The following is a 25,008-nucleotide window of genomic DNA, read 5'->3' as shown; positions in this document are numbered from 1 at the left end:
TATGACAAATCAGGAAAGTATACAGGAATTGTTGACAAAGCTTAACCTGAAATATGAACAGGTAAAATTAGGCGGAGGTCAGAAAAAAATAGATGCTCAGCATAAAAAAGGCAGGCTCACGGCACGGGAAAGAATCAATTACCTGATTGATCCTGATTCTTCTTTTACTGAAATCGGAGCTTTTACTGCGGACGGAATGTATGAGGAAGAAGGCGGCTGCCCTTCAGCAGGTGTGGTGACAGGAATTGGCTATGTATCCGGTAAATTATGCATGATTGTTGCCAACGACGCTACCGTGAAAGCAGGTGCCTGGTTTCCAATTGCTGCTAAAAAGAACTTACGTGCGCAGGAAGTAGCCATGGAAAATCGCCTGCCGGTAATTTATCTGGTAGATAGTGCAGGCGTTTACCTGCCTTTGCAATCGGAAGTATTTGCGGACAAGGAACATTTTGGACGCATTTTCAGGAATAATGCAAAAATGTCTTCCATGGGAATTGTTCAGCTTGCAGCGATTATGGGAAGTTGTGTGGCCGGAGGCGCTTATTTGCCGATTATGTCCGACGAGGCTTTTATCGTAGAAGGCAGTTCGGTTTATCTGGCTGGTCCATATCTGGTGAAATCTTCCGTAGGAGAAGATGTGGATTCGGAAACGCTTGGAGGTGCTTCTATGCACTGCGAAATATCCGGTGTAACTGATAATAAATTCCCTGATGATGAATCCTGTCTGGACGCTATTAAGCGGCACATAGATAAAATTGGTCGTCCGGAAAATGCCGGATTTGACCAAAAAGCAGCTGTCACTCCGAAGCGGCCTCTGGAAGACATTTATGAGATTCTCCCAACAGACCGTTTGAAGCCGTATGATATGCTGCAAATTCTGGAATGTATAACGGACGCCTCGGAACTGGATGAATATAAACCTGATTATGGGAAAACGTTAATCTGTGCCTATGCCAGAATTGATGGCTGGGCGGTAGGAATTGTTGCCAATCAGCGAAAAATGGTAAAATCCGGCAAAGGCGAAATGCAGATGGGTGGGGTTATTTATGGTGAATCTGCGGACAAAGCTGCCCGTTTTATCATGAATTGTAACCAAAAGAAAATTCCGCTTGTCTTTTTTCACGATGTTACCGGTTTCATGGTAGGAAGCCGTGCAGAACAGGGCGGAATTATCAAAGACGGAGCCAAGATGGTGAATGCTGTAGCGAATTCGGTTGTGCCAAAATTCACCTTCATTGTTGGGAATTCGTATGGCGCCGGAAATTATGCAATGTGTGGAAAAGCCTATGACCCCCGGCTGATTTATGCATGGCCAACGGCCCAAATGGCAGTTATGAGCGGTGCTACTGCTGCCAAAACATTACTTCAGATACAAACTGCAACACTGAAAGCAAAAGGAGAAACAATAACCCCGGAGGCGGAAAAAGCTTTGCTTGATCAAATTACAGAAAGGTACAATCAAGAACTCTCACCTTATTATGCGGCAGCAAGACTGTGGGTAGACGGGATTATTGATCCTGTTGAAACAAGGAAAATCATATCTGTCGGGATTGAAGCTGCAAATCAGGCTCCGATTGAAAAAGCATTTAACGTAGGTGTGATGCAGGTGTAAGCGTTTGATAATGAATATTAAATTGATAATAATTTTTAACCCCGGAAGAAATTTCGGATTAATAGAAAAATATGTCTGAAAAAATAACTTTCCTTGGTTTGGGAAACCTTGGAACACCCATTGCCGAAAGTCTGGTAAAAGCCGGATTTGAACTGACAGTTTGGAACAGAACAAAATCCAAAGCGGATTCTCTTGCAGCGTTGGGCGCAAAAGTTGTGGAAGACCCTTTGGAAGCAATTACACCCGGCGGTATCGTATTTTCTGTTTTGGCGGATGATGCAGCTTTGGAAGAAATATTTTCTCTTGAATTAATAGAGAAACTTGGAGAAGGCGGTATTCATGTTTCCATGAGTACGATCGCGCCTGAAACTGCCCGCCAATTGGCTAAAATTCATTCATGGAGTAAGGTGCATTATGTTGCTGCTCCTATTTTCGCCCGGCCGGAAGCTGTTGTGGCGAAAGTGGGAAACATTTGTGTTTCAGGAAATCCGGAAGCAAGGGAACGTGTTAAACCGATTCTCCAGACTTTTGTGAGAGGAATTTATGATTTTGGGGATGATCCCGGTGCAGCTAATGTAGTGAAGCTTGCTGGAAATTTCATGATTGCGGCAAGTCTTGAAATGATGGGAGAAGCTTTTACAATGGCCGAAAAAAATGGAATTTCCCGCCAAAGTATTTATGAAATGCTCACACAGACTTTGTTTGCAGCACCGATTTTTCAAAATTATGGAAAAATCGTAGCGCAGCAGGTTTATGAACCGGTGGCTTTCAGGCTGCCGCTAGGTTTAAAAGACATTAATCTGACACTTAAGACGGCTTTAGATGTTCATGTTCCTATGCCAATGGCCGATTTAATCAGAAACCGGTTTATTTCTGCAATTGCTAAGGGGAGAGATAATCTGGACTGGGGAGCCCTGGCACAAGGTGCCTCTGACGATGCCGGACTTTAAGATTTAGCCAAAAACAGAAAAGCTGCCATGTTCCGGCAGCTTTTCTGTTTTTTATTTTATTGATCATGCGCTAATTTGATTCACTAAATTCAAGCAACATCTCATCAGTAATATTATTTTTTTCTTTAAAGTCTGACACCGTTTCGGTGAACGTAGTGTGTAACCCTTCTATATTTTCCAGGTTTTTGTAAGCACCATCGTAAATCTGTGCGATAGACTTTTCAAGATCCTGAATGTTTACATTCATATTTTCAGTTTCAATCTGTCCGATCTTTTTGATCACGGCAGTTTCACTATTTTTCAAATCCTCGATTTCACGAAGAATTTTTTCCATCGACTTATATTTCTCAATCTTATCCATAAACTTTTCATTTAATGATATCGAGAAGAGTTAAAATACCATGCCAAAGACGTTTGCCAATAATGACTTATGCAGTGACTTATAATTTTTTTAAACCAAAAGTAAGTCGTGCCGGTAAATTTCGGATCGCCGTATCTTTTGATTTTATGAAGAATCTCTACAAGAAAATACTGCTGTTTTTACTGGCTGCTAATTTAAGCACTCCTGGTACTTTTGCTCAAACTACAAAGACGATATCTGAAACATCCACCAACTGGAAAGGTTTTCAAAAACAGGAATTCAAGTTTGAAGGCAGAGATGCCTGGTATGTTAAGCCGAAACAGCCGGCACCGGGAAATCCATGGATTTGGCGTGCTCACTTTCCTGCCTGGCATACAGAAATGGACAGTATTTTGCTCGCCAGAGGTTTTCATGTGGTTTATGTAAATACTAACGATATGTTTGGTCATCCAAAGGCCATGCAGGTCTGGGATAATTTCTACGACTATCTGGTCAGAGAAAAACAATTTTCACAAAAGGTTGCACTGGAAGGTGTCAGCCGGGGTGGGCTGTATGTATACGGCTGGGCAAAACGCAATCCGGATAAAGTAAGCTGTATTTATGCCGAAGCACCGGTTTGTGATCCAAAAAGCTGGCCGGGTGGCAAAGGCAGGGGAGCAGGTTCTGAGAACGACTGGGCACTCTGGCTGAAACAGTATGGAATGTCAGAAAGTGAAGCCCTGGATTTTAAAGATATTCCTTTAAATGATCTGGCCGGTTTAGCGTCATTTAAGGTTCCTATTTTACATGTTATCGGATTACAGGACAAGCTTGTACCACCCGCGGAGAATTCCGATTTGCTGGTTCAGAATTATTTAAAGCTTGGCGGGCCGATCAGCGTTTACCCGATGACACGCGGGGAGCAGACATTGGAAGGCCATCATTTCCCAATCGAACATCCCGAACTGTTTGCCGATTTTATTTATAACAACAGTATACCTGTTCAAAAGATACTTTCACATACTCCGTATATTGAGTCTAATAAAGGTTTATTTAATGCTTATACTCAATTTAGAAATACCAAAAAAGGTACAGTTGCATTCCTGGGCGGGTCGATTACCCATAACCCTGGCTGGCGGGATAAAACTTCGCAGTATCTTCAGGAAAAATTTCCCGAGACAGAATTTACATTTATAACAGCCGGAATTCCATCTTTGGGAAGCACGCCGCATGCATTTCGTTTTGAAAGGGACGTTTTGGCAAAAGGAACACCAGATTTACTTTTCGTGGAAGCTGCTGTGAACGACCGTGGAAATGGATTCAGTGGAAAGGCTCAGATTAAGGCACTGGAAGGTATTTTAAGGCAAATGTATCTTAAAAATCCAAAAGCGAACGTCGTCATGATGGCGTTTGCCGAACCTGCAAAAAACGTGGTTTATAAGTCAGGGAAGCAGCCGGTTGAAGTAGATGTTCACGAAAAAGTAGCCAGATATTACGGTGCAGCTTACATCAATCTTGCCAAAGAAGTTTACGATCGTATCGAAGCAGGAGAGTTTTCGTGGAAGTATGATTTTAAAGACCTGCATCCTTCACCATACGGTCAGGAAGTATATTTCCAGGCCATTAAAGAACTTTTGAAAATAGAGCCGGCAGAAACCGGTGTGTCAAAACTGCCTGTTCCCATAGATAAATTCTCCTATGAAAAAGCAAGTTATCATCCGGTTGAAGAAGCTAAAAAGTTACATGGATTTGCGGTAGATCCGAATTGGAAACCAAAAGAAAAAGTATCAACGCGTGCCGGATTTGTTGAGGTCCCGATGCTGGTAGGTGAAAGCGCCGGTGCTTCTTTTGATTTTGAATTTAAAGGCCGGGCTGTGGGTATCGCGATCATTTCAGGTCCTGATGCAGGAAAAATTTCTTATTCCATTGACGGCAAAAAGGCTCAGACACTTGATCTTTTTACGCAATGGAGCACACAGCTTCATTTGCCCTGGTACCTGGTTTTGTCCGATGAGCTTTCGTCAGCCAAACATACTCTGCATTTAACCATTGCTTCTGATAAAAATGAGAAGAGTAGTGGAAATGCTTGTCGGGTGGTTTACTTTCTGGTGAATGAGTGAGAGGGATAATTTGCTCTATTCCAAGTTCTCTAATCAACAATTGTCCCTAACATAATCGAACCAATGCCGGAAATTTCACGTTTTTTTGGAATAGTAATATATATGTGTTTCAAAGATCACTTGCCTCCGCATTTTCATGCAGAATATGGAGGACAAGAAGCTCAGTTCTCAATAGAAACAGGTATATAATCATAGGAGATTTACCCAGAAAACAAACAAGACTTATTCAGGCATGGGTAGAGCTCTATAGGGAAGAACTCATAAATAATTATCTGGAGTCCCAAAAAGATAACGGGCAACTACGAAAAATTAAACCGCTACAATAAATGAATCCAAGAGTAAGAAAAATAGTATCGGTTAGCCCTTTCACTGTCGATGCGCTATGGACCAATAATGAAGTGAGACGAATAGATTTTAGTAAATTCTTGTCTGATTATTTTGATAAAGACAAAAGTGTTTTCTTTAAAATATTAAATGAGGATACTTTTATGCAGGCTAAAACGGATGGACGTACCATATATTGGGAAGGTCTGGCTACGATGCAAGATTATGATGGCAACGTTATTTCTGCACCATTGGATTTTTGTCCGGATGTTTTATTTGAAAAATCAGTACTGGTTTCATAAGCCTATCACCTTGCCGTCTGCGTCGTATAAGTACTTTCAAAAATCTTGTCTGCATTGGCTGCTTCAAAACCGTCGCGGCGATGTTTTCTGGTAATTTGCTCAGAAGGTAAACTCTGAAATTCAGGCAGTATTCTGCGTTCAGCAAATTCTACATAAGATCCGGAAATACGAAGAGTTTCTCCGTCGGCAAAATCTGCATTTATCATTTCCGCCACAGTGGCACTTTGAATAAGGCCGCCGTCAGGGCTCTCTTTTATTTTTCCTCCCGACGTATTCAGTTTGATCCCAATGCCTTCCAGGAAATTGTTAAACTGAGCTACTGTGCTATAACCATCGGGCAGATTATGTACACTGATGGTAAAATGATTGAGGTAATAACGGTTGTAGATCACCCACGCGGCATACTCACTTTCTTTGAGCAGCGCCTGATAGTCGGCAGCGCTTGGCGTTCTCCACAATGGTTTGTGTAAAAAATCATCCACCTCAAGGCCATTGTCAAGATCAAGACTGTCTGCGGGGTCTGATATTACCTGGTCGGTATAACTGTGAATGATTTTCTGGCTCTCTTCGGAAAGGTCTCCGACACGCAGTTCACTCACAAATATCCTTGGATCGGTTTCTCTCGGAGGACTGTACCACCATGCATCAAGTTTTTTACCTTCGAAAAAGTAATGATCTCTTTTTTCATAACCGTAATGCAAAAATATTTTTTCAAATGACTTTACGCCCAGTTGCGGAACGCCCATCGTCCTGAAAGCAATATGATCATTTTCGATTGTTTCACTTCTCTCAACAATACCCTTACTGACCATGGCATCGATAATTGTTTTCACATCCGGTACGCGTTCCGAGTAACGCCGCATGAGGCCGTTTAAAACGATATCCAGTGTTTCTGATTTTTTCAATGAAGTGTTTTCCATGAGATTTGGTCTGTCTTGTTACTTCAATTTTCTGATTTTTGATATTTTTTTAAATCCCTTTGCCTATAATTTAATTTTCCTGCAATGAATAGAAATAGATATCAAATGTTCTTTGTAAAGATAAAGAACAGCTAAATACTAAAATGATTTCTGCTTAAAGGGAAATATTATTAGATTTATTAAAATATTTTATAAAATATAGTAGGGTAAGAAAATAATAGTTTAGAAATTTGTTTTATAAATATTACAAGAACGTTTCTTTAACCCAGAGAGTGCCTGAACCCATGAAAAAACCTGTTTTCTTAGCAGCTGGAATATTACTGTTTATAGGAATGATGGTTGCTTCCTGTTACCAGAAAAATACGGTAAAAAAGAGTTCATCAGAACAAACAGTCAGTTATAATTTTGATATCAGGCCTATTTTATCTGATAAGTGTTTCGCATGCCATGGCCCGGATGCAAAAAAACGGGAAGCCGGATTGCGATTGGATATGGCCGAAAGTGCTTATGCAAAATTGAAGGATGGAAAAGGTGTCGCCATCTTTCCCGGCAAACCAGAACAATCTGAGCTGTACAAAAGAATCATCTCCATTGATCCTGAATATCAGATGCCGACGCCCGAGTCACACCTTGGGCTTTTGAGTGAGACGGAAGTTGGGACGGTAAAAAAATGGATTGAACAAGGCGCCAGATATGAAAAACATTGGGCATTTACCACGCCTGTACTTCCAAAGGTTCCTGAGGTTGAGAAAAAGGAATGGCCTAAAAATGAAATCGATTATTTTGTACTGCAAAAAATGGAGCGTGCAGGATTAGTGCCAAATGACGAAGCAGACAAAAGTCACTTGTTAAAAAGGGTTGCACTGGATCTCACCGGACTGCCGCCAACACTGGAAATGCAGCGGAAATTTGAGGCAGACAAAAGTGAAAAGGCTTACGAAAATATTGTCAGCGAACTGATCAGTCAGAAAACGTATGGTGAAAAAATGTCGGTATACTGGCTGGATATGGCCCGTTATGCGGATTCATACGGTTATCAGGACGATGAGGTAAGAACGCAATGGCCGTGGCGCGACTGGCTGATTAATGCTTTCAATAAAAACATGTCGTATGATCAGTTTCTGACCTGGCAAATTGCAGGCGATATGTTACCCAATGCAAGTAAAGAGCAGGTTCTGGCTACTGCATTTTTCAGAAATCACAAGTATACGGAAGAAGGCGGCGTGATCCCGGAAGAATACAGAATTGAATACAACATTGATAAAACAAAAACATACAGCACAGGTATCTTAGGCCTGACAGTAGAATGTGCGCAGTGCCACGACCACAAGTACGATCCGATCTCCCAGGAAGATTACTACCGGCTTTTTGCATTTTTTAATAATTCAAAAGAAGTTGGTTATGAGGGCGATGTGTCCCAATCGAAGCCGGCCAAAAATCCGATGATGAGCATCACGGATCAGGAAGCCAAAACTTTGCTTTCTTTTATCAACAGGCCTGATACCAGCCGGCTGATTGTATCGGTGATGGGAGAACGGGATACATTGCGGGCGACACATGTTCTGAACCGGGGTGTTTATGATGCGCCTGGAAAAGTTGTTACAGCCTCAGGACTTCCGTCAGTTATGAAATTTGATACCACCAAACTGCCCCAAAACCGGCTTGGGCTTGCCAGATGGACAACCAGTAAAAACAATCCCTTAACAGCCAGGGTTTTTGTGAATCAAGTCTGGCAGGAATTCTTTGGACGAGGTTTGGTAAAAAGTACAGGTGATTTTGGTATGCAGGGCGAATTGCCAACAAATCCTGCATTGCTTGACTGGCTTGCAGTTGATTTTATGAATTACAACTGGGATATCAAACGGCTTGTTAAACAGGTTGTTACCTCTGCAACTTATCGGCAGTCAGCAAAGATTACGCAGGAAAAGTTAAAGACGGACCCGGATAATATCTATCTGTCGCGGGGGCCGCGGTACCGCTTGCCGGCGGAATTTGTCCGGGATATGGTATTGTCTACCAGCGGCTTATTAAATCCGAAAATTGGCGGGCCGAGCGTAAAACCGTATCAGCCAAAAGGTTTATGGGAATCTGCAACATCCGGGCGTGGATCTTTGAGAAGTTATCAGCAGGACAGAGGTGGAGCGCTTTACAGAAGAGGCATGTATACTTTTATCAAACTTACTGTACCACCTCCATCCATGATTATTTTTGATGCCAGCAACCGGGATCACTGTGAAATAAAACGATCCAAAACGAATACACCCTTGCAGGCCTTGGTGATGCTTAACGACCCGACTGTACTGGAAGCTTCCCGCGTGCTGGCAGAGCGACTTACCATTAAATCTTCGGTAACGGAAGAAAAAATTAAAGAGTCGTTTCAGCGTATTGTCTGTCGTAACCCTACTGAAAAAGAATTGAAATTGCTGGTGAATTATTACAATGAAGAAGCAGCTGTTTTTTCAAAAGATAAAAAACACGCACATAAAGTATTGAATGTTGGCGAATTTCCGCATGAAGCGAAAGTGAATGAAAATCAGGCTGCGGCTTTGATGCGTGTGATTAACACGCTTTACAATATGGAGGAAACGATTACGAAGTCTTAGGAAAAATGGAAATGAACCGCAATAGTCGCCATGGAACCTGCAATGGGCGCGAAGGAATTTAAACTATTCCATTGCGTCTATTGCGAAACCAATTGCGCCCATTGCGGTTAAACAAATTACCCATGGAAAAACAGGTTTTTGATTTTGGAATAAATACGACCCGCAGGCATTTTTTGTCCAAACTTAGTCTTGGCCTTGGTAGTGCGGCATTGGGTTCTTTGCTGATACCTGATATTTTTAAGGGAAGCGGCGAAAGTGACATGAACGATCTCGTGGCGGGTCTGCCTCATTTTGCTCCAAAGGCTAAACGCGTCATTTATCTGTTTCAAAATGGTGCCCCTTCACAACTTGATCTTTTTGATTATAAACCGATGCTGAATAAAATGCATGGCGAAGATTTACCGGAGTCTATTCGCGGCGGACAGCGCTTAACGGGCATGACGGCTAACCAAGCCAAGTTTCCCTTGGCAGGATCGGTTTTTAATTTTAAACAGCATGGAAAGTCGGGTGCCTGGATGAGTGAGCTGCTCCCGCACATGGCAAGCATTGCGGACGATCTGTGTATCATCAAAACCCTGAATACCGAAGCAATCAACCATGACCCTGCACTGACGTTTTTTCAAACCGGAGCGCAGGTCGGTAACCGTCCAAGTATGGGTTCCTGGCTAAGTTATGGCCTGGGAAGTGAAAATCAGAATCTTCCCGGATTTTGCGTGTTGTTGTCGAGGGGCAAGGGGAACGGGCAGGGTGTATACTCTAAATTGTGGACAAATGGATTTTTGGATTCCGTTCATCAGGGTGTACAGTTTAGCAGCGGCGAAAATCCGGTTTTGTATCTAAATGATCCGGAAGGCATGGACCGCAGCCAGCGACGGAATATGCTCGACAAGCTTTCGGAACTTAACCAGGGGACCTATGAGGATTTTGGAGATCCGGAAATCACAGCCAAAGTACAGCAATATGAAATGGCTTTCCGGATGCAAACGGCCGTCCCGGAAATAACCGACATGAGTAAAGAGCCGGAATCCATCGTGAAAATGTATGGCCCCGAATGTCTGGTGCCCGGAACCTACGCAGCAAACTGTCTTTTGGCAAGAAAATTATCAGAGCAGGGAGTCAGGTTTATTCAGCTTTACCATCAGGGATGGGATAGCCACGGAGGTTTGCCAAATGAAATAAAAGGGCAGTGTATGGATGTAGATCAGGCTTCTGCTGCTTTGATCACAGATCTTAAACAACGTGGCTTGCTGGATGAAACACTGGTGATCTGGGGAGGAGAGTTTGGCAGGACAAACTATTGCCAGGGTACTTTAACGAAAGATAATTATGGTCGTGATCACCATCCGCGTGCGTTCACAGTTTGGATGGCAGGCGGCGGTATCAAACCCGGGGTCGTGTATGGAGAAACGGATGAATTTGGATATAACATCGTAAAGGATCCCGTCCATGTTCACGACTTTCACGCCACGATACTGAATCAATTGGGGCTTGACCATGAGAAACTCGTATTCAAGCATCAGGGACGTCGTTACCGGCTTACAGACGTAGCCGGCAAACTGGTAAATGGTATTATCGCTTAATGGATTCTTCTTCTAAACCCTCCCAAAATAACTGGAAAGGCCTGTTTTACAACATTGCTTTTTTTCTTAACGGTTTACTCCTATTTCTCCTGCTATTCGAAAGCAGGTTCAGTGTTCCTTATTGGATGCAGGCAATTGGCCGCATGCATCCTTTGGTACTGCATTTTCCGCTTGTTGTACTGATGCTTTATGCATTCTGGGTTTTGATTGTCGATAAGCCTGATTCTGTCAGATGGAATTCGAACTTATCTGATCTGCTGCTTTTAATTGGAACATTTACAGCCGTTGTCGCCGCTTTTTCGGGATTCATTTTGTCCAAAGAGGATGGCTACGAAAGTAATACACTGTTTTGGCACAAATGGATGGGTGTTGCAATATCCGTTGGAAGTATCGCCTGGTATGGTTTCAGAACTTATCTCACTCCCTGGAAATTATCATCCAAGTTTTTTGCTGCCGGTTTTTTATTGTTACTCACAATCGGAGGACATTTAGGCGGGAACCTGACACATGGAGAAGATTTCCTGATTTCTCCGGTTGCAGATTTAAGCACAGAAGAAAATAAGATCCCGCTTGAAGAAGCTAAAATTTACGCAGATCTGGTGCAGCCTGTATTGCAGCAAAAATGCTACGCCTGTCATAATGCAGAAAAATCGAAAGGCGGCTTGCAAATGCAAACCATAGAACTGCTGGTCAAAGGCGGTAAAAGCGGTGCACTTTGGGATACAACCCGCGCTGACCTGGGATTGCTTTTAAACCGCATTCATTTACCTCTTGACGATAAAAAACACATGTCTCCGAGAGGCAAAGCACAGCTTACGGACGAGGAAGTCGTATTGTTGGCAGAGTGGATTAAAATGGGTTCTGATTTTGATCAAATGGTCAGTTCGCTTTCTGAGCAAAGTCCCGTTTATGCCTATGCACAGAATGTTTTGGGCGGTGGAAGAACGGAAGAACAATATGATTTCGATGCTGCGGATGCTGATAAAGTAAAAGAACTGAATACAACTTACAGGCTCATAAAAAGTCTGTCTGCTGAATCACCGGCGTTGTTTGTGAATTTTTATAACCGGACAAATTTTAAAAGCAAGGACATAGAGGATCTTCTTGCTTTGAAGGAACAGATCGTTTCTATGGATTTAAGTAAAATGCCGGTCAAAGATGAAGATTTAAAAATAATTGCCCGGTTTCCGGAGCTTCGAAAGCTTATTTTGAATTTTACAGATATTAAGGGTGAAACATTAGGTGAGCTACAAAAGCTTGCTAAACTAAGGGAATTATCCATAAGCGGAACATCAGTGAGGATTACTCAGGTAAAAAAACTGAAAGAAATTCCTTCTTTGAAAAGAGTTTATGTCTGGAGCACCGGTTTGTCAACAGAGGAATTTGCGCTTTTGAAAAAGGAGAAAAAGGTCAGTTATGAAACCGGTTACCGGAGCGACACTATTAAACTTGCATTAAATCCTCCGATTATTGAAAACGAGGATCAGATCATTTCAGGAAATACTGCAATTCGTTTGAAACACCAGATTCCGGGAACGACTATCCGCTACACGGTTGACGGATCGGACCCGGACAGTGTTCATTCACTGGTTTACAGTAAGCCGGTTACAATCGATAAAAATACCAAGCTGAAAGCGAAGGCATTTAAAAATGGCTGGTATGGCAGTAAAGGTGTGGATAAATACTTTTTCAGGTCCACTTACCACATCGACAGCGTCAGACTTATCACACCTCCTGACGTAAAGTATCCGGCACAGCGTGATATTACGATCGCCAACGGAGTTAAAAGTGATAATTCTCCTTCCAGCGGCAAATGGCTGGGATATAGGGAAAATGATTTTCAGGCCTATCTGCTGTTTAAAAAACCGGTAAAAGCACACAATGTCACATTGAGTATGCTTCGAAATGTGGGCGGTTTTATTTTTCCTCCTGTACGTGTGGAGGTTTGGGGTGGAAAAGATGAGAAAAATTTGAAATTACTGAAAGTCCTGACTCCTGAAATGCCGGTTCAGACAACCGGTAATGTTGAAAATCTTTCTCTGGAAGCTGATTTTGCATTGCAGGAATTAAGCTGTATCAAGCTCATTGCCAAGCCGCTGGCAAAGCTTCCTTTGTGGCATCCGGGAAAGGGAGAGAAAGCCTGGGTTTTTGTGGATGAGGTTTTTGTGAATTGAAAAAGTATTCTTCAAAAAGAAAACGACCTCAATATCAATCCACCGACAATCGCTCCCAGGATCGGCCCTAAAACAGGAATCCAGCCGTAGGACCAGTCCGAAGTGCCTTTTCCCGGAATAGGCAGTAACATGTGCGCCAGCCGTGGTCCCAAATCGCGGACAGGGTTGATGCCATAACCGGTAGTGCCGCCCAAAGACAAACCTAAACTCCAGACCAGCATGCCAACCAAATACGGAGTTAAACCCGAAGGTATACCACCTTTATCAGGATCGGCAGTTCCGGCGTAACCAATGGCTACGACACCTACAATCAGTAAAATTGTAGCGATAAACTCACTCAGAAAATTATATCCATAAGAACGGATTGCAGGACCGGTAGCAAAACAGGCCAGTTTGGATCCCGGATCTTCCGTGGCTTTCCAATGCGGGAAATATTGCAGCCAAACCAAAACAGAGCCTAAAAAAGCGCCGATCAACTGTGCCAGGAGATATGAAGGGACAGACGCGTAGTCGTTTCTCAAAACAGCAAAAGCAATTGTCACGGCAGGATTTAGATGCGCAGCTGCGCTGCCAAATGCATTGGCTGTAAATATTCCGATCATCACCGCAAATCCCCATCCGGCGGTAATGACGATCCAGCCGCTGTTTTCACCTTTTGTTTTTTTGAGGACAACATTGGCTACTACTCCGTTTCCTAACAGGATAAGAACCATGGTGCCAACTAATTCTCCGAGAAATGGGGATTGCTGCATATGTTATTTATTGCGTTCAGGTTTGACAGGCGAATATGCGAATAGTTTTAAAATATCTGTTGCGAATACCAAAAAGAATATTTCATGCCGGATTTACCAGTTTTCGACGCCGAATTCCCTTAACTTTGCGTGATAATCTATTTTTCTGCATTGAAAATCATGTCATTAAATCAACTTACGGCTATTTCACCGGTAGACGGCCGTTACTACAAGCAAGTTTCTGAGCTTTCTGCTTATTTTTCTGAGTACGCTTTAATCTATTATCGCGTTTATGTTGAAATCGAATACTTTATCGCACTGTGCGAAATTCCTCTTCCGCAGTTAGCTGAATTTGATAAGAAGAAATATGCTTCTCTGCGTAAAATCTACGAAGACTTTTCGGAACAGGATGCGCTGAATATTAAGGACATCGAAAAGACAACCAATCACGACGTAAAGGCTGTTGAATATTTTATCAAAGAGCAGTTCGTAAAACTTGAAATTGAAGCTTATCAGGAATTCATCCATTTTGGGTTGACTTCTCAGGATATCAACAATACGGCCATTCCGCTTTCTTTAAAGGATGCACTGGAACGCCAGATCAAGCCGTTGTTCCGTCAGGTTCTTTTTGTTTTAAAAAGAATGTCTATCGAATGGAGAAATGTGCCGATGCTTGCATTCACACACGGACAGCCTGCTTCGCCTACACGCGTAGGAAAGGAGTTTCTGGTTTTTGTTGAAAGACTGGAAAGACAACTGGAAATGCTTGATAAAATACCTAATTCTGCGAAATTTGGTGGAGCAACGGGTAATTTTAATGCGCACCATGTAGCATACCCGAAGCAGGACTGGATGGCTTTTGCTAACCATTTTGTGGAAGGTTTGGGCTTGAAAAGAAGTAAGCACACCACGCAAATCGAACATTACGACAACCTGGCTGCTACGTTTGACTGTTTGAAACGCCTGAATACAATCCTGACAGATTTGAACCGCGATATGTGGACATATATTTCGATGGGTTATTTCAAACAGAAAATAAAAGCAGGAGAAATCGGTTCATCAGCCATGCCGCACAAGGTGAATCCGATTGACTTTGAAAACTCAGAAGGTAATCTTGGACTTGCTTCGGCATTGTTCGAGCACTTCGCAGCAAAACTTCCGATCTCCCGTATGCAGCGCGATCTTACCGATTCAACTGTACTTCGTAACATTGGGGTTCCATTGGCACATCAATGTATTGCGCTGAATTCGCTTATCAAAGGATTGGGGAAAGTGGAGTTGAACGGCGAAATTCTGAAAGCTGAACTCGAAGATAACTGGGCCGTTGTGTCGGAAGCGATACAAACAATTCTGCGCCGCGAAGGATATCCAAAACCTTACGAAGCACTGAAAGAACTTACCCGTACCAACGAGAAGATCTCCCATGAGTCCATTTCCCGTTTTGTAGAAACCCTTGACGTTTCAGAAAAAATTCGCGAAGAACTGCGTGGATTGACTCCGTTTAATTATATTGGGGTTGTTGAGGATACGCATTGATCTTATTTGAAGCTGCTATTTTTGTAAAAAGAGGATTACATTATGAGACTAGCTATTAACATTCCACAGATAGACACTTTTTCAGACGAAGAGTTTTATAGGTTTTGTAGGGCCAATCCCGACTTGCGTGTAGAGCGAAATGAAAATGGACAAATTGTAGTTATGCCGCCAACAGGAATAGAAACCAGTTTCAGGAACAGTGATTTAAACTATAGAATATATTCATGGAATCTGAGAAATCGTCTCGGAAGAGTATCAGACTCTAACGGCGGTTATACACTTCCTGATAGTTCTATGAGAGCCCCTGATGTTGCCTGGATTTCTAATGAAAGACTTGCAACGATTCCTTTATCAGATTTAAAGAAATTTGCCCATGTTTGTCCGGACTTTGTTATTGAATTAATGTCGGAGTCTGATGAAATGGAGGATTTGGAGCAGAAAATGAAAAAATGGCTTGTGAACGGAGTTCGACTAGGTTGGCTTGTTGATCCTAAAAAGAGGCAAACATATATTTTTAGCCCGGTTCGAGAACCAGAAGTAAAGTTGTTTTCTGATGATCTTTTGGGGGAAGAAGTTCTTCCGGGTCTGGTGATTAAACTTTCAGATATTTTTTAAAAGACTTTCAAGTTTCAAAGGCTTGCCAAGTTTCCAAAACTTGGCAAGTCTAAAGCCTTTAAGCTCACCCACACTTCGAGCTCCCGCAATCCTTGCAAGTCAGGCAACCTTCCTGATACATCAAATTCGTCGAGCTGCAATTCTGGCACATCTGCTTTTTTACTTCCGTTCCATCCGGCACGTAACGTTTTAAGGCACGGGCAACACCGTTTTTCCAGGTATTAATCGACTCGTCCAGTTGTAAACTGCTAATCAAATCCACCACTTTTTCAATCGGCATTCCGTGGCGTAATGTGCTGGAAATGAGTTTTGCGTAATTCCAGTACTCCGGGTTGAATTTATGGGATAAGCCTTCGATGGTTGTTTTGTACCCCCGCATATTTTTGTATTGAAAATCATAACGTGAGCTTCCGTCGGCTTCACGGTTTTTGATGATCAAACCTTCATTGACCCATCTTGGAATCAAAATACCGTCTTCGTCATCTGCGAAACCGGTGAAGATTTCATAAGGCTGATTATCGATCAGTCCGATAAAGGCAATCCATTTATCTTTTTTATTTTGAAAACGAACTACATCTGCTTCCAGCGTTTGCGGACGGATCGTCGGAAATGGGGTTTTTAAATCTGCTTCCGGCTCCTCTTTTTTCTCCGAATTTGAAATTAATACGCCTGAACGTGAACCATCACGGTAAACTGTTACACCTTTGCAACCGGCTTTCCAGGCCTCCATATAACACTCGCCAACCAATTCTTCTGTAACATCATTTGGCATGTTGATTGTCACGCTGATCGAATGATCCACCCACTTCTGGATCGCTCCCTGCATTTTAACCTTATTCAGGTAATTTACATCATTGGAAGTCGCTTTGTAGTATGGTGATTTTTTAACGATATCATCCAGCTCTTTTTCCGAATAATTAACGCTTGTATCATATCCGTTTATTTCCATCCATTGTTTAAAACGGTGGTGGAAAACGATGTATTCCTCCCAGGAATCACCTACTTCATCCACGAAATCAACACGGGAATCTTTATCATTTGGATTAACCTTTCTTCTTCTTTTATAAACCGGCATAAAAACAGGTTCGATACCAGAGCTCGTCTGCGACATTAAACTTGTAGTGCCTGTCGGCGCAATGGTCAGAAGGGCAATATTCCTTCTTCCGTATTCAAGCATTTCGTAGTAAAGCTGTGCATCGGCTTCTTTCAAACGAAGAATGAACGGGTTATTTTTTTCTCTTTCGGAATCAAAAATGGTAAAAGCACCTCTCTCTTTGGCTGTATGAACCGAACCGCGATAGGCTTCCAGCGCTACCGTTTTATGTATCTCAACAGCAAATTCAGATCCTTCATCACTTCCGTAACGCAAGCCCAAAGCAGCCAGCATGTCACCTTCAGCAGTGATGCCAATTCCTGTTCTTCTGCCTTCACGTGCTTTGGTCTGTATATTCAGCCACAAGTTACGTTCCGTGCGTTTGATTTCTTCTCCTTCCGGATCTTCGTCAATTTTTTGCAGGATGGCGTCAATCTTTTCAAGTTCCAGATCAATGATATCATCCATCATTCTTTGTGCAGCCGCAATGTGTTTTTTGAACAAAGTCCAGTTGAATGCAGCTTCCGGCGTAAATGGATTCTCTACATAAGAAAACAAATTGATCGCTAGCAAACGGCAGGAATCGTATGGGCACAACGGAATTTCTCCGCAGGGATTTGTCGAAACGGTTTCGTAGCCAAGGTCTGCATAACAATCCGGCACAGATTCGCGGATAATAGTATCCCAGAACAAAATTCCCGGCTCAGCAGAACGCCATGCATTATGAACAATTTTTTTCCAGAGCGCATTGGCATCAATGCTATTTTGATGGGAAGGATTGGAACTGTTGATCGGGTATTGCTGGGTATACAGGCTGCCTGACTCAACGGCTCTCATAAATTCGTCATCAATCCGGACAGAAACATTGGCTCCCGTAACTTTTCCTGATTCCATTTTGGCATCAATAAAGTTTTCAGAGTCCGGATGTTTGATTGCAACCGACAGCATCAGCGCACCGCGGCGGCCATCCTGTGCCACTTCACGGGTGGAATTGGAATAACGTTCCATAAAAGGAACAATGCCGGTGGACGTAAGTGCTGAATTTTTAACCGGCGAACCTTTTGGACGAATGTGTGACAAGTCGTGGCCCACACCACCGCGACGTTTCATGAGCTGTACCTGTTCCTGATCGATTTTCATGATACCGCCATAAGAATCCGATTCACTGCCGTTGCCGATTACAAAACAGTTCGACAAAGATGCGATCTGAAACGGATTGCCGATTCCGGTCATCGGGCTTCCCTGCGGAATGATGTATTTAAAATCCCGGATCAGGTCAAAGATTTCATCTTCGCTCAAAGGATTCGGATAGCGAACTTCGATGCGTGCAATCTCCTTCGCGATGCGGCGGTGCATGTCGTCCGGAGTCGCTTCGTAGATCGCTCCGTAAGAATCTTTGAGCGCATATTTATTCACCCAGACACGTGCTGCAAGATCATCGCCTTTAAAGTATTGAAGCGAAGCCTGATAGGCCTCGTCACTGGTGTATGTTTGTTGTGTTTGTGAAGATTTTATGGATTCCATTTCGGTGTGGTGTTGCAGGAAAATTTCATTAAATTGTAGAGGGCAAATTTAACAATTTATTAATTCTGATTTGTTTAACTTGGAAAAAGTTTCCCAAAATATTTTATAAATTTCTGTATTTCAATGTATTGAGTTTTTATACTTCGGTAAAAGTTTACAAAAATATTTATTAAGAGAATTTTTTTGTAAACAAGATGATAATGAGGAGCTAAGGGTGAACGGGAGATATTCTATGCCTCAAAAGTTTGCCACGGATGCACTAATAACCACGAATCTATCCGTATAAATTCGTGTATTCGTGGCAAGGAAAGTTTTCATTTGTTTTAAGAGGCCACTTTTGCAGTTCGGTTTCGCTATGCGGGATTATCGGTGTTATCCGGTACCTCAAAAGTTTGCCACGGATGCACTAATAACCACGAATCTATCCGTGTATTCGTGGCAAGGAAAGTTTTCATTTGTTTTAAGAGGCCACTTTTGCAGTTCGGTTTCGCTATGCGGGATTATCGGTGTTATCCGGTACTTCAAAAGTTTGCCACGGATGCACTAATAACCACGAATCTATCCGTATAAATTCGTGTATTCGTGGCAAGGAAAGTTTTCATTTGTTTTAAGAGGCCACTTTTGCAGTTCGGTTTCGCTATGCGGGATTATCGGTGTTATCCGGTACCTCAAAAGTTTGCCACGGATGCACTAATAACCACGAATCTATCCGTATAAATTCGTGTATTCGTGGCAAGGAAAGTTTTCATTTGTTTTAAGAGGCCACTTTTGCAGTTCGGTTTCGCTATGCGGGATTATCGGTGTTATCCGGTACTTCAAAAGTTTGCCACGGATGCACGAATAACCACGAATCTATCCGTGTAAATTCGTGTATTCGTGGCAAGGAAATGTTCCTCTAAGGACGACGAACTGTGAACCGGAATCCGCCTTTTGAGATGTTTTGTGTTCGTATTTTTCGTGCATAATCATAGAGTCCGTCGAACAGATATTTGTATGTTTCCTGTAATCCCTCCGTCGTTCCGGTTTTTATTTTATTGATATCGCCGTTTTCGAACAAACGGTAAGCGTTTTCCAGGCTTGGCTTATCGATGTTTTTCATTTTGAAATTGGGTACAGGCAGTGGACTTAGGTTATCATTAATAACTGCCTTTTTGCTGCGTTCAACTTGCATCGCCGACCGGGATTCCAAAGGTACTTTTGTTTGTCTAATTCGGTCAGAGACCGATGACTCTTGGACGTACCGGGCCGGAGCGGTCTGGAGACTATGCCCAACTTGGGGTGAAGGGTAGGTATTCTGTATTTTTCCACGAATACACGAATTTTTCAGTGTGATTTCGTGGCAAGGGAATATGTTGATCTAGGCCAATAAGTATTGCAAACTGGGATTGTTAAAACTGGCTGTTTGCTGCGTTAGGGTGGCTTATTATTATTGCTTCAATGATCATTTGTGTTTCTACTGATATTGTTGATTTCTTATCAATTAATTTTTCGTTCTATTAATTGTCCAACTTTCATTGCTCTGTTTTCTCGCCAACCGCCTGTTATATCTTGTGTTATTTTTGTGTTTAGATAAACTTGAATTTTGTTTGGCTGTATTCTATAATAAACTCCGGTTATTGAACTCCACTCATTTGCTGCCATTCCTCTCTTTCCAATAACACACTTGTTTTTAATATTTTAAACTGCAATAGAATAATTATATGATCTTAATCCGTTTTTAATTATTTCAATGAGTGTCGCCTCTTCTACGTTGTTTTCTTTTTCAAAATAGTATTCGTTACTTGTTTTCATAGTCCAAGAAAGAGTTTCTGTAAGTTTAAATTCCTTAGATAACTTATCAAAATCAATTGTCTCAGAAGTTTTGCTAAAATTGGAAAGTTTCGCAACACCAACACTGCTCGTCAAGATAGCAGAGGTTAACAATATTGTAAATATTTTTTTCACTTTACTTTTGGTATTTCTTGTTATCTACTGAGCGATTAAATTATTTACAGTTTTTCAAAATTTCATCTTCACCCCTCCGACAACTCCCTGGACCTAACCTGCGCCGCAATAATCCCATCCATCAAAGTTTCATCCAAACCACCAGCTTCAAATTGCCGCAACGCCGCTTCGGTAGTTCCGCCTTTTGAGGCAACGGCTTTAATCAGTTCGTCCAGTGATTTATCTGCTGTGTTGATCAGGTGAAAGGAACCAAGCATGGTTTGTTTTACTAGTAGAGCTGCAACGGATTCTTCAAAACCCATTTTTTTGCCGGCTTCGATCATCGCTTTTACAACATAGAAAAAATAAGCAGGGCCACTTCCGCTCAGAGCTGTAACGGCATTAAGCTGCTCTTCATCTTCCAAAAACACGGAACGTCCGGTGGCGTTGATCAGATTTTCTACCTTCCTGAGCTGGTTCATTTCCACTTCCGGAGAGGCAGAATACGCGGTGATGCCCATTCCCAGCATGGCCGGCGTATTTGGCATGGCGCGTATGACGGCTTTATGGTTTAATGCGTTTTGAATAATCTGAATGGTAATTCCGGCCATAATAGAGAGCACGACCTGTTTTTCGGTGATCACCTCACGCAGCGATTCGGATACAGACAGAAAATCCTGTGGTTTTACTGAAAGGATGATCAGGTCATATTCGCTGATTTGCGGGCTGATTACTCCGGTAATTACCCCGGGCTGAAAACTGCTCAGTTTTTCGGTGCGGTCTTCGCTTTTTTCAACAAGAAGAAAATCTTCTTTTTTAACAAGATCAAATTTTAGGAATGCGCGGGCGAAAGCCATGCCCATGTTGCCGCAGCCGATGATTGCAATTTTCATTTTCGGTTATCTAAATGGTATTCAGATTTTAGGCGAATTACGTAACTTTTGAATAAAAAATGAGCAGAATTAGAAGAATTGCAGGAATTAATATGGAATGAATTGTACGACACGCATGTTTCGAATGATAACCTGTTACCTTCGTTCCTGAAAAGCGGTCATCTTATTTTTAAGTTATTTCAGGGAAACAATATTTTGCAATAATTATTTATTGTAAGGATATATTTTGAAAAATAACTATAATACATTTTTTTAGGCGCAGGAAAATTTCAGGTTACCAAATTATCTAAGATTATTGTAATACTCCAATTATGGCTATAAAAGTTGCTATTTCACACAAGACAAAGTATAAATTTGACCGGAGTGTTTCACTTTCACCGCATATTTTCAGACTGCGGCCTGCTCCACATTCCCGGACGGCCATCGAAGGATATTCATTTAAAATCACCCCGGAAAATCATTTTATAAACTGGCAGCAGGATCCGTTTGGTAACTACCAGGCAAGGGTTGTGTTCCCTGAAAAAGCAACAGAACTGAGCATTGAGGTCGAGGTAATTGCCAAATTGCAGGTAATCAACCCGTTTGACTTCTTTGTTGAGGAATATGCCGAACATTTTCCCTTTAAATACGAGCAGGGCTTAAACAAGGAGCTAGGCCCATATCTTGAGCCAAGAGAATCGGGACCAAAGTTGATGCAATGGATTGAAGAAAATAAGCCTGCGGATGGGATCAAAATAGTAGACTTTCTGGTGCACGTAAATCAGCGCGTTTTTAACTCCATCGGTTATAACATCCGCATGGAAGCAGGTGTGCAGACTTGCGAAGATACGCTGACAAGCAGAAGCGGCTCCTGCCGGGATTCTGCATGGATGCTTGTTCAGTTTTTAAGGCATTTGGGAATTGCAGCAAGATTTGTGTCGGGTTATCTTGTTCAGCTTACTTCGGATATCAAATCATTGGATGGTCCATCCGGTCCGGAAGAAGATTTTACGGATTTGCATGCCTGGGCAGAGGCTTATGTACCTGGTGCAGGATGGATTGGTCTGGACGCTACATCCGGACTTTTGGCGGGTGAAGGACATATTCCGTTATGTTGTACGCCCGATTATGCGAGTGCGGCTCCGGTTTCGGGTGCCACAGATGTTTGCGAAGTAACTTTTGAGTTTGACAACAGCGTTTTTCGTATCCACGAAGATCCGCGTGTTACTAAACCTTATACCGAAGAACAATGGGGTAAAATCATGCAGGTAGGGCATGATGTGGAGAAGGATCTGCAGGAAGGTGATGTCCGTTTAACCATGGGCGGTGAACCAACTTTTATATCCATCGACGATTTTGAGTCTCCCGAATGGAATACCGCAGCCGATGGTAAACTGAAAAGGGAGCTTGCCTACGATCTGGCACTCCGGTTGAAAAATCGTTTTGCTTACGGCGGACTTTTGCATTTCGGACAGGGCAAATGGTATCCCGGTGAACCATTCCCGCGTTGGCAGTATGCCCTTTACTGGAGAAATGACGGCGTTCCAATGTGGAAAAATGACGATTTGGTAACCAAGGAAGGACAGACAAAATACACATTCAGAGAAGCAGAACAGTTTGCAACGGAGCTGACAAAATATCTGGGAATTGATATCAATAACATTACACCGGCCTACGAAGATCCCATTTACTGGGCGATGGAGGAGGGGAAATTGCCGGTTAATATCGATCCTTTAAAAGTAAATCTTAAAGATTCGATTGAAAGAAGGACACTGGCAAAGTTGCTGGAAAAAGGGTTAAACAATCCTGCCGGTTTTGTATTGCCGGTTAAGTGGAATGAAAGTGGAAAACACTGGTCAAGCAGCGCCTGGCAGTTCCGTCGCAACAATTGTTTCCTGATTCCGGGAAATTCAGCGATTGGTTTCCGTTTGCCCTTAAAATCACTTCCTGAAATTGCAAAAGAGAGAAGAGAACTTCCAATTGAACGAAGCCCGTTTGAAGATTTGCCAGCACTGATCGATTGCCGTCCGCTGGTTGAAACCCGTTATGGTTCGGTTGCACCGGCATATCAGCCTCCGCTAAATGTTGAGGTTGACGAAGAGGATGACGACAAAAAAGTTAAAAAGGAAAAAGAACAGGAAGATCCTCTGCTTTTTGAAGTTCCGATTATCAAAACGGCATTGTGTGTTGAAGAGCGCGACGGTATTATTTATGTTTACCTGCCGCCAACGGATTATCTTGAACATTATCTCGATCTGATGGCTTCGATTGAAGCAACGGCAGAAAAATTACAGATGCCTGTTCGTATTGAAGGTTATGCCGCTCCATCCGACAGCCGTGTTCAGAAACTGATTGTAACGCCTGATCCGGGGGTAATTGAAGTAAATATACATCCTGCTAAAACCTGGCAGGAACTGGTGGATAACATCAGTGCTTTATATGAAGAGGCTTTCTTTTCAAGGTTGGGTACAGATAAATTTATGGTTGATGGCCGTCATACAGGCACAGGAGGAGGAAACCACGTAACAATCGGCGGTGCAACACCGGCAGATAGTCCGATTCTTCGCCGTCCCGATTTGTTGCGAAGTTTGCTTACCTACTGGCAGCATCATCCGGCGCTGAGTTATTTGTTTGCGGGTCCGTTTATCGGCCCAACTAGTCAGGCTCCGCGTATCGATGAAGGTCGTGACGAACGATTGTACGAAGTTGAACTTGCTTTTGAACAAATACCGGAAGATAAGGAAGTTCCTTTCTGGATGGTCGACAGGATTTTTAGGAATCTTTTGGTTGATATCACCGGAAATACGCACCGTTCAGAGTTTTGTATGGACAAGCTGTACTCGCCTGATTCGGCAACAGGCCAGCTTGGAATTCTGGAATTCAGGGCCTTTGACATGCCGCCGCATAAACACATGAACCTGGTGCAAACCTTACTCGTTCGTGCCCTGATTGCCAAATTCTGGAAAGAACCTTACAAGCATAAACTGATCCGCTGGGGAACAGAATTGCATGACCGTTTCCTGCTTCCGCATTTCGCCTATCTGGACATGGTGGATGTTGTAAATGACCTTAAAGATTCGGGCTATAACTTTGACATTTCATGGTTTGATCCTTTCTTTGAATTCCGCTTTCCGCATTACGGAGGTATTACAGTTGACAATATCCAGCTGGACCTGAGATTAGGAATTGAGCCTTGGCACGTGTTGGGAGAGGAGTTATCTAATTCAGGAACAGCCCGTTTTGTAGATTCTTCCCTGGAAAGATTGCAGGTTAAAATCAGTGGTTTTGTGGAAGGAAGGCATATTCTGGTTTGTAACGGATGCCGTGTTCCTTTACGCAGTTCCGGAATTAAAGGAGAATATGTTTCAGGAATTCGTTACAAGGCCTGGAACCCGCCGTCTGCTTTACACCCGACAATCGGGGCTGATGCGCCTCTCGTTTTTGATATCGTCGATACCTGGAACAATCGTATCCTGGGGGGCTGTACCTATTTCGTTTCGCATCCCGGAGGACGTAGTTTTGATACTTATCCGGTTAATAGTTTCGAAGCAGAATCGCGTCGGATCAGTTTGTTCCAGGGATTTGGACATACACCTTCTGCAAAACAGGAAGTGCCGATTTTGGAAAAAAACACAGGAAGTGTTTCCCGTTTTGTTGCTGAAACGAAAAAGGAAATGAAGGCAGATGCGCCGATAGAGCTGATCAATCCTGAATATCCGAATACGCTGGATTTGAGGAAATTCTGGCATGCAAAAAACTAATTGACCCGACGTTTAATACATTTTATAG

Annotated in this window: 19 protein-coding genes; 12 read left to right on the top strand and 7 right to left on the bottom strand. The window is 42.6% G+C overall.

Annotated features, from left to right (window positions below; all coding sequences use genetic code 11):
- Nucleotide 1 precedes the first annotated feature (1 nt).
- Both E0F88_RS22245 and E0F88_RS22240 read left to right on the top strand, forming a co-directional pair.
- Entirely contained in the window at nt 2–1,612 is a 1,611-nt protein-coding gene (locus tag E0F88_RS22245) for an acyl-CoA carboxylase subunit beta (RefSeq protein ID WP_131960488.1), read from the top strand.
- 71 nt (nt 1,613–1,683) lie between these two features.
- The gene (locus tag E0F88_RS22240) at nt 1,684–2,562 is read left to right on the top strand and encodes an NAD(P)-dependent oxidoreductase (RefSeq protein ID WP_131960487.1); all 879 of its coding nucleotides are present in this window, start codon (nt 1,684–1,686) and stop codon (nt 2,560–2,562) included.
- A 70-nt stretch (nt 2,563–2,632) separates the two neighbouring features.
- Here E0F88_RS22240 and E0F88_RS22235 read toward each other — a convergent pair whose 3' ends face one another.
- Nucleotides 2,633–2,923 (bottom strand): hypothetical protein, encoded by a 291-nt coding sequence (locus E0F88_RS22235; RefSeq protein WP_131960486.1) that lies wholly within the window; start codon nt 2,921–2,923, stop codon nt 2,633–2,635.
- 146 nt (nt 2,924–3,069) lie between these two features.
- Between E0F88_RS22235 and E0F88_RS22230 the strand changes: the two genes are divergently transcribed.
- The 4 genes from E0F88_RS22230 (at nt 3,070) to E0F88_RS22215 (ending at nt 5,648) form a co-directional block, all read left to right on the top strand.
- Nucleotides 3,070–5,022 carry an SGNH/GDSL hydrolase family protein gene (locus E0F88_RS22230; protein WP_131960485.1) on the top strand — a complete coding sequence of 651 codons (1,953 nt, stop codon included), beginning with the start codon at nt 3,070–3,072 and terminating at the stop codon, nt 5,020–5,022.
- A gap of 63 nt (nt 5,023–5,085) precedes the next feature.
- Nucleotides 5,086–5,211, top strand: coding sequence for a DUF4160 domain-containing protein (locus tag E0F88_RS34795; protein WP_131960484.1), 126 nt, complete (start codon nt 5,086–5,088; stop codon nt 5,209–5,211).
- Complete coding sequence (locus E0F88_RS22220; protein WP_374756322.1) at nt 5,166–5,348, top strand: DUF4160 domain-containing protein; 183 nt, start codon at nt 5,166–5,168, stop codon at nt 5,346–5,348. Before E0F88_RS34795 ends, E0F88_RS22220 begins: the two co-directional genes overlap by 46 nt.
- Nucleotides 5,349–5,648 carry a hypothetical protein gene (locus tag E0F88_RS22215; RefSeq protein WP_131960483.1) on the top strand — a complete coding sequence of 100 codons (300 nt, stop codon included), beginning with the start codon at nt 5,349–5,351 and terminating at the stop codon, nt 5,646–5,648.
- Nucleotides 5,649–5,653: 5 nt separating this feature from the next.
- Here the strand turns inward: E0F88_RS22215 and E0F88_RS22210 are convergent, their stop codons facing one another.
- Complete coding sequence (locus E0F88_RS22210) at nt 5,654–6,568, bottom strand: DUF1338 domain-containing protein (protein WP_131960482.1); 915 nt, start codon at nt 6,566–6,568, stop codon at nt 5,654–5,656.
- Between the two features lie 284 nt (nt 6,569–6,852).
- Between E0F88_RS22210 and E0F88_RS22205 the strand changes: the two genes are divergently transcribed.
- The 3 genes from E0F88_RS22205 (at nt 6,853) to E0F88_RS22195 (ending at nt 12,925) form a co-directional block, all read left to right on the top strand.
- On the top strand, nt 6,853–9,171 hold the full coding sequence (locus E0F88_RS22205; RefSeq protein WP_131960481.1) for a PSD1 and planctomycete cytochrome C domain-containing protein: 2,319 nt from the start codon (nt 6,853–6,855) through the stop codon (nt 9,169–9,171).
- 122 nt (nt 9,172–9,293) lie between these two features.
- Nucleotides 9,294–10,751 (top strand): DUF1501 domain-containing protein, encoded by a 1,458-nt coding sequence (locus tag E0F88_RS22200; protein WP_131960480.1) that lies wholly within the window; start codon nt 9,294–9,296, stop codon nt 10,749–10,751.
- Nucleotides 10,751–12,925, top strand: a complete 2,175-nt coding sequence (locus E0F88_RS22195) for an FN3 associated domain-containing protein (RefSeq protein WP_131960479.1) — start codon at nt 10,751–10,753, stop codon at nt 12,923–12,925. The genes E0F88_RS22200 and E0F88_RS22195 overlap by 1 nt, the downstream gene beginning before the upstream one ends.
- Nucleotides 12,926–12,936: 11 nt before the next feature.
- Here E0F88_RS22195 and E0F88_RS22190 read toward each other — a convergent pair whose 3' ends face one another.
- Complete coding sequence (locus E0F88_RS22190) at nt 12,937–13,677, bottom strand: MIP/aquaporin family protein (RefSeq protein ID WP_131960478.1); 741 nt, start codon at nt 13,675–13,677, stop codon at nt 12,937–12,939.
- 159 nt (nt 13,678–13,836) lie between these two features.
- On the opposite strand from E0F88_RS22190, the gene purB reads away from it, so the two are divergent.
- Both purB and E0F88_RS22180 read left to right on the top strand, forming a co-directional pair.
- Nucleotides 13,837–15,192 (top strand): adenylosuccinate lyase, encoded by a 1,356-nt coding sequence (gene purB, locus E0F88_RS22185; RefSeq protein WP_131960477.1) that lies wholly within the window; start codon nt 13,837–13,839, stop codon nt 15,190–15,192.
- 42 nt (nt 15,193–15,234) lie between these two features.
- A complete protein-coding gene (locus tag E0F88_RS22180) occupies nt 15,235–15,807 on the top strand; it encodes a Uma2 family endonuclease (protein ID WP_131960476.1) in 573 nt (190 codons plus the stop codon).
- Between the two features lie 64 nt (nt 15,808–15,871).
- On the opposite strand, the gene E0F88_RS22175 is transcribed toward E0F88_RS22180, so the two are convergent.
- The 4 genes from E0F88_RS22175 to proC form a co-directional block, all read right to left on the bottom strand.
- Nucleotides 15,872–18,424 (bottom strand): adenosylcobalamin-dependent ribonucleoside-diphosphate reductase, encoded by a 2,553-nt coding sequence (locus tag E0F88_RS22175; RefSeq protein ID WP_131960475.1) that lies wholly within the window; start codon nt 18,422–18,424, stop codon nt 15,872–15,874.
- A gap of 895 nt (nt 18,425–19,319) precedes the next feature.
- Nucleotides 19,320–19,523, bottom strand: a complete 204-nt coding sequence (locus E0F88_RS22170; protein ID WP_131960474.1) for a hypothetical protein — start codon at nt 19,521–19,523, stop codon at nt 19,320–19,322.
- A gap of 578 nt (nt 19,524–20,101) precedes the next feature.
- Nucleotides 20,102–20,368 (bottom strand): hypothetical protein, encoded by a 267-nt coding sequence (locus E0F88_RS22165; RefSeq protein WP_131960473.1) that lies wholly within the window; start codon nt 20,366–20,368, stop codon nt 20,102–20,104.
- Between the two features lie 68 nt (nt 20,369–20,436).
- Nucleotides 20,437–21,240, bottom strand: coding sequence for a pyrroline-5-carboxylate reductase (gene proC, locus E0F88_RS22160; protein WP_131960472.1), 804 nt, complete (start codon nt 21,238–21,240; stop codon nt 20,437–20,439).
- A gap of 311 nt (nt 21,241–21,551) precedes the next feature.
- Between proC and E0F88_RS22155 the strand changes: the two genes are divergently transcribed.
- The gene (locus E0F88_RS22155; RefSeq protein ID WP_131960471.1) at nt 21,552–24,980 is read left to right on the top strand and encodes a transglutaminase family protein; all 3,429 of its coding nucleotides are present in this window, start codon (nt 21,552–21,554) and stop codon (nt 24,978–24,980) included.
- Nucleotides 24,981–25,008: the final 28 nt, after the last annotated feature.

The sequence above is a fragment of the Dyadobacter psychrotolerans genome (assembly GCF_004349265.1).
Classification (GTDB): Bacteria; Bacteroidota; Bacteroidia; order Cytophagales; family Spirosomataceae; genus Dyadobacter; species Dyadobacter psychrotolerans.
This window is presented reverse-complemented; position numbering and strand designations above follow the sequence as displayed.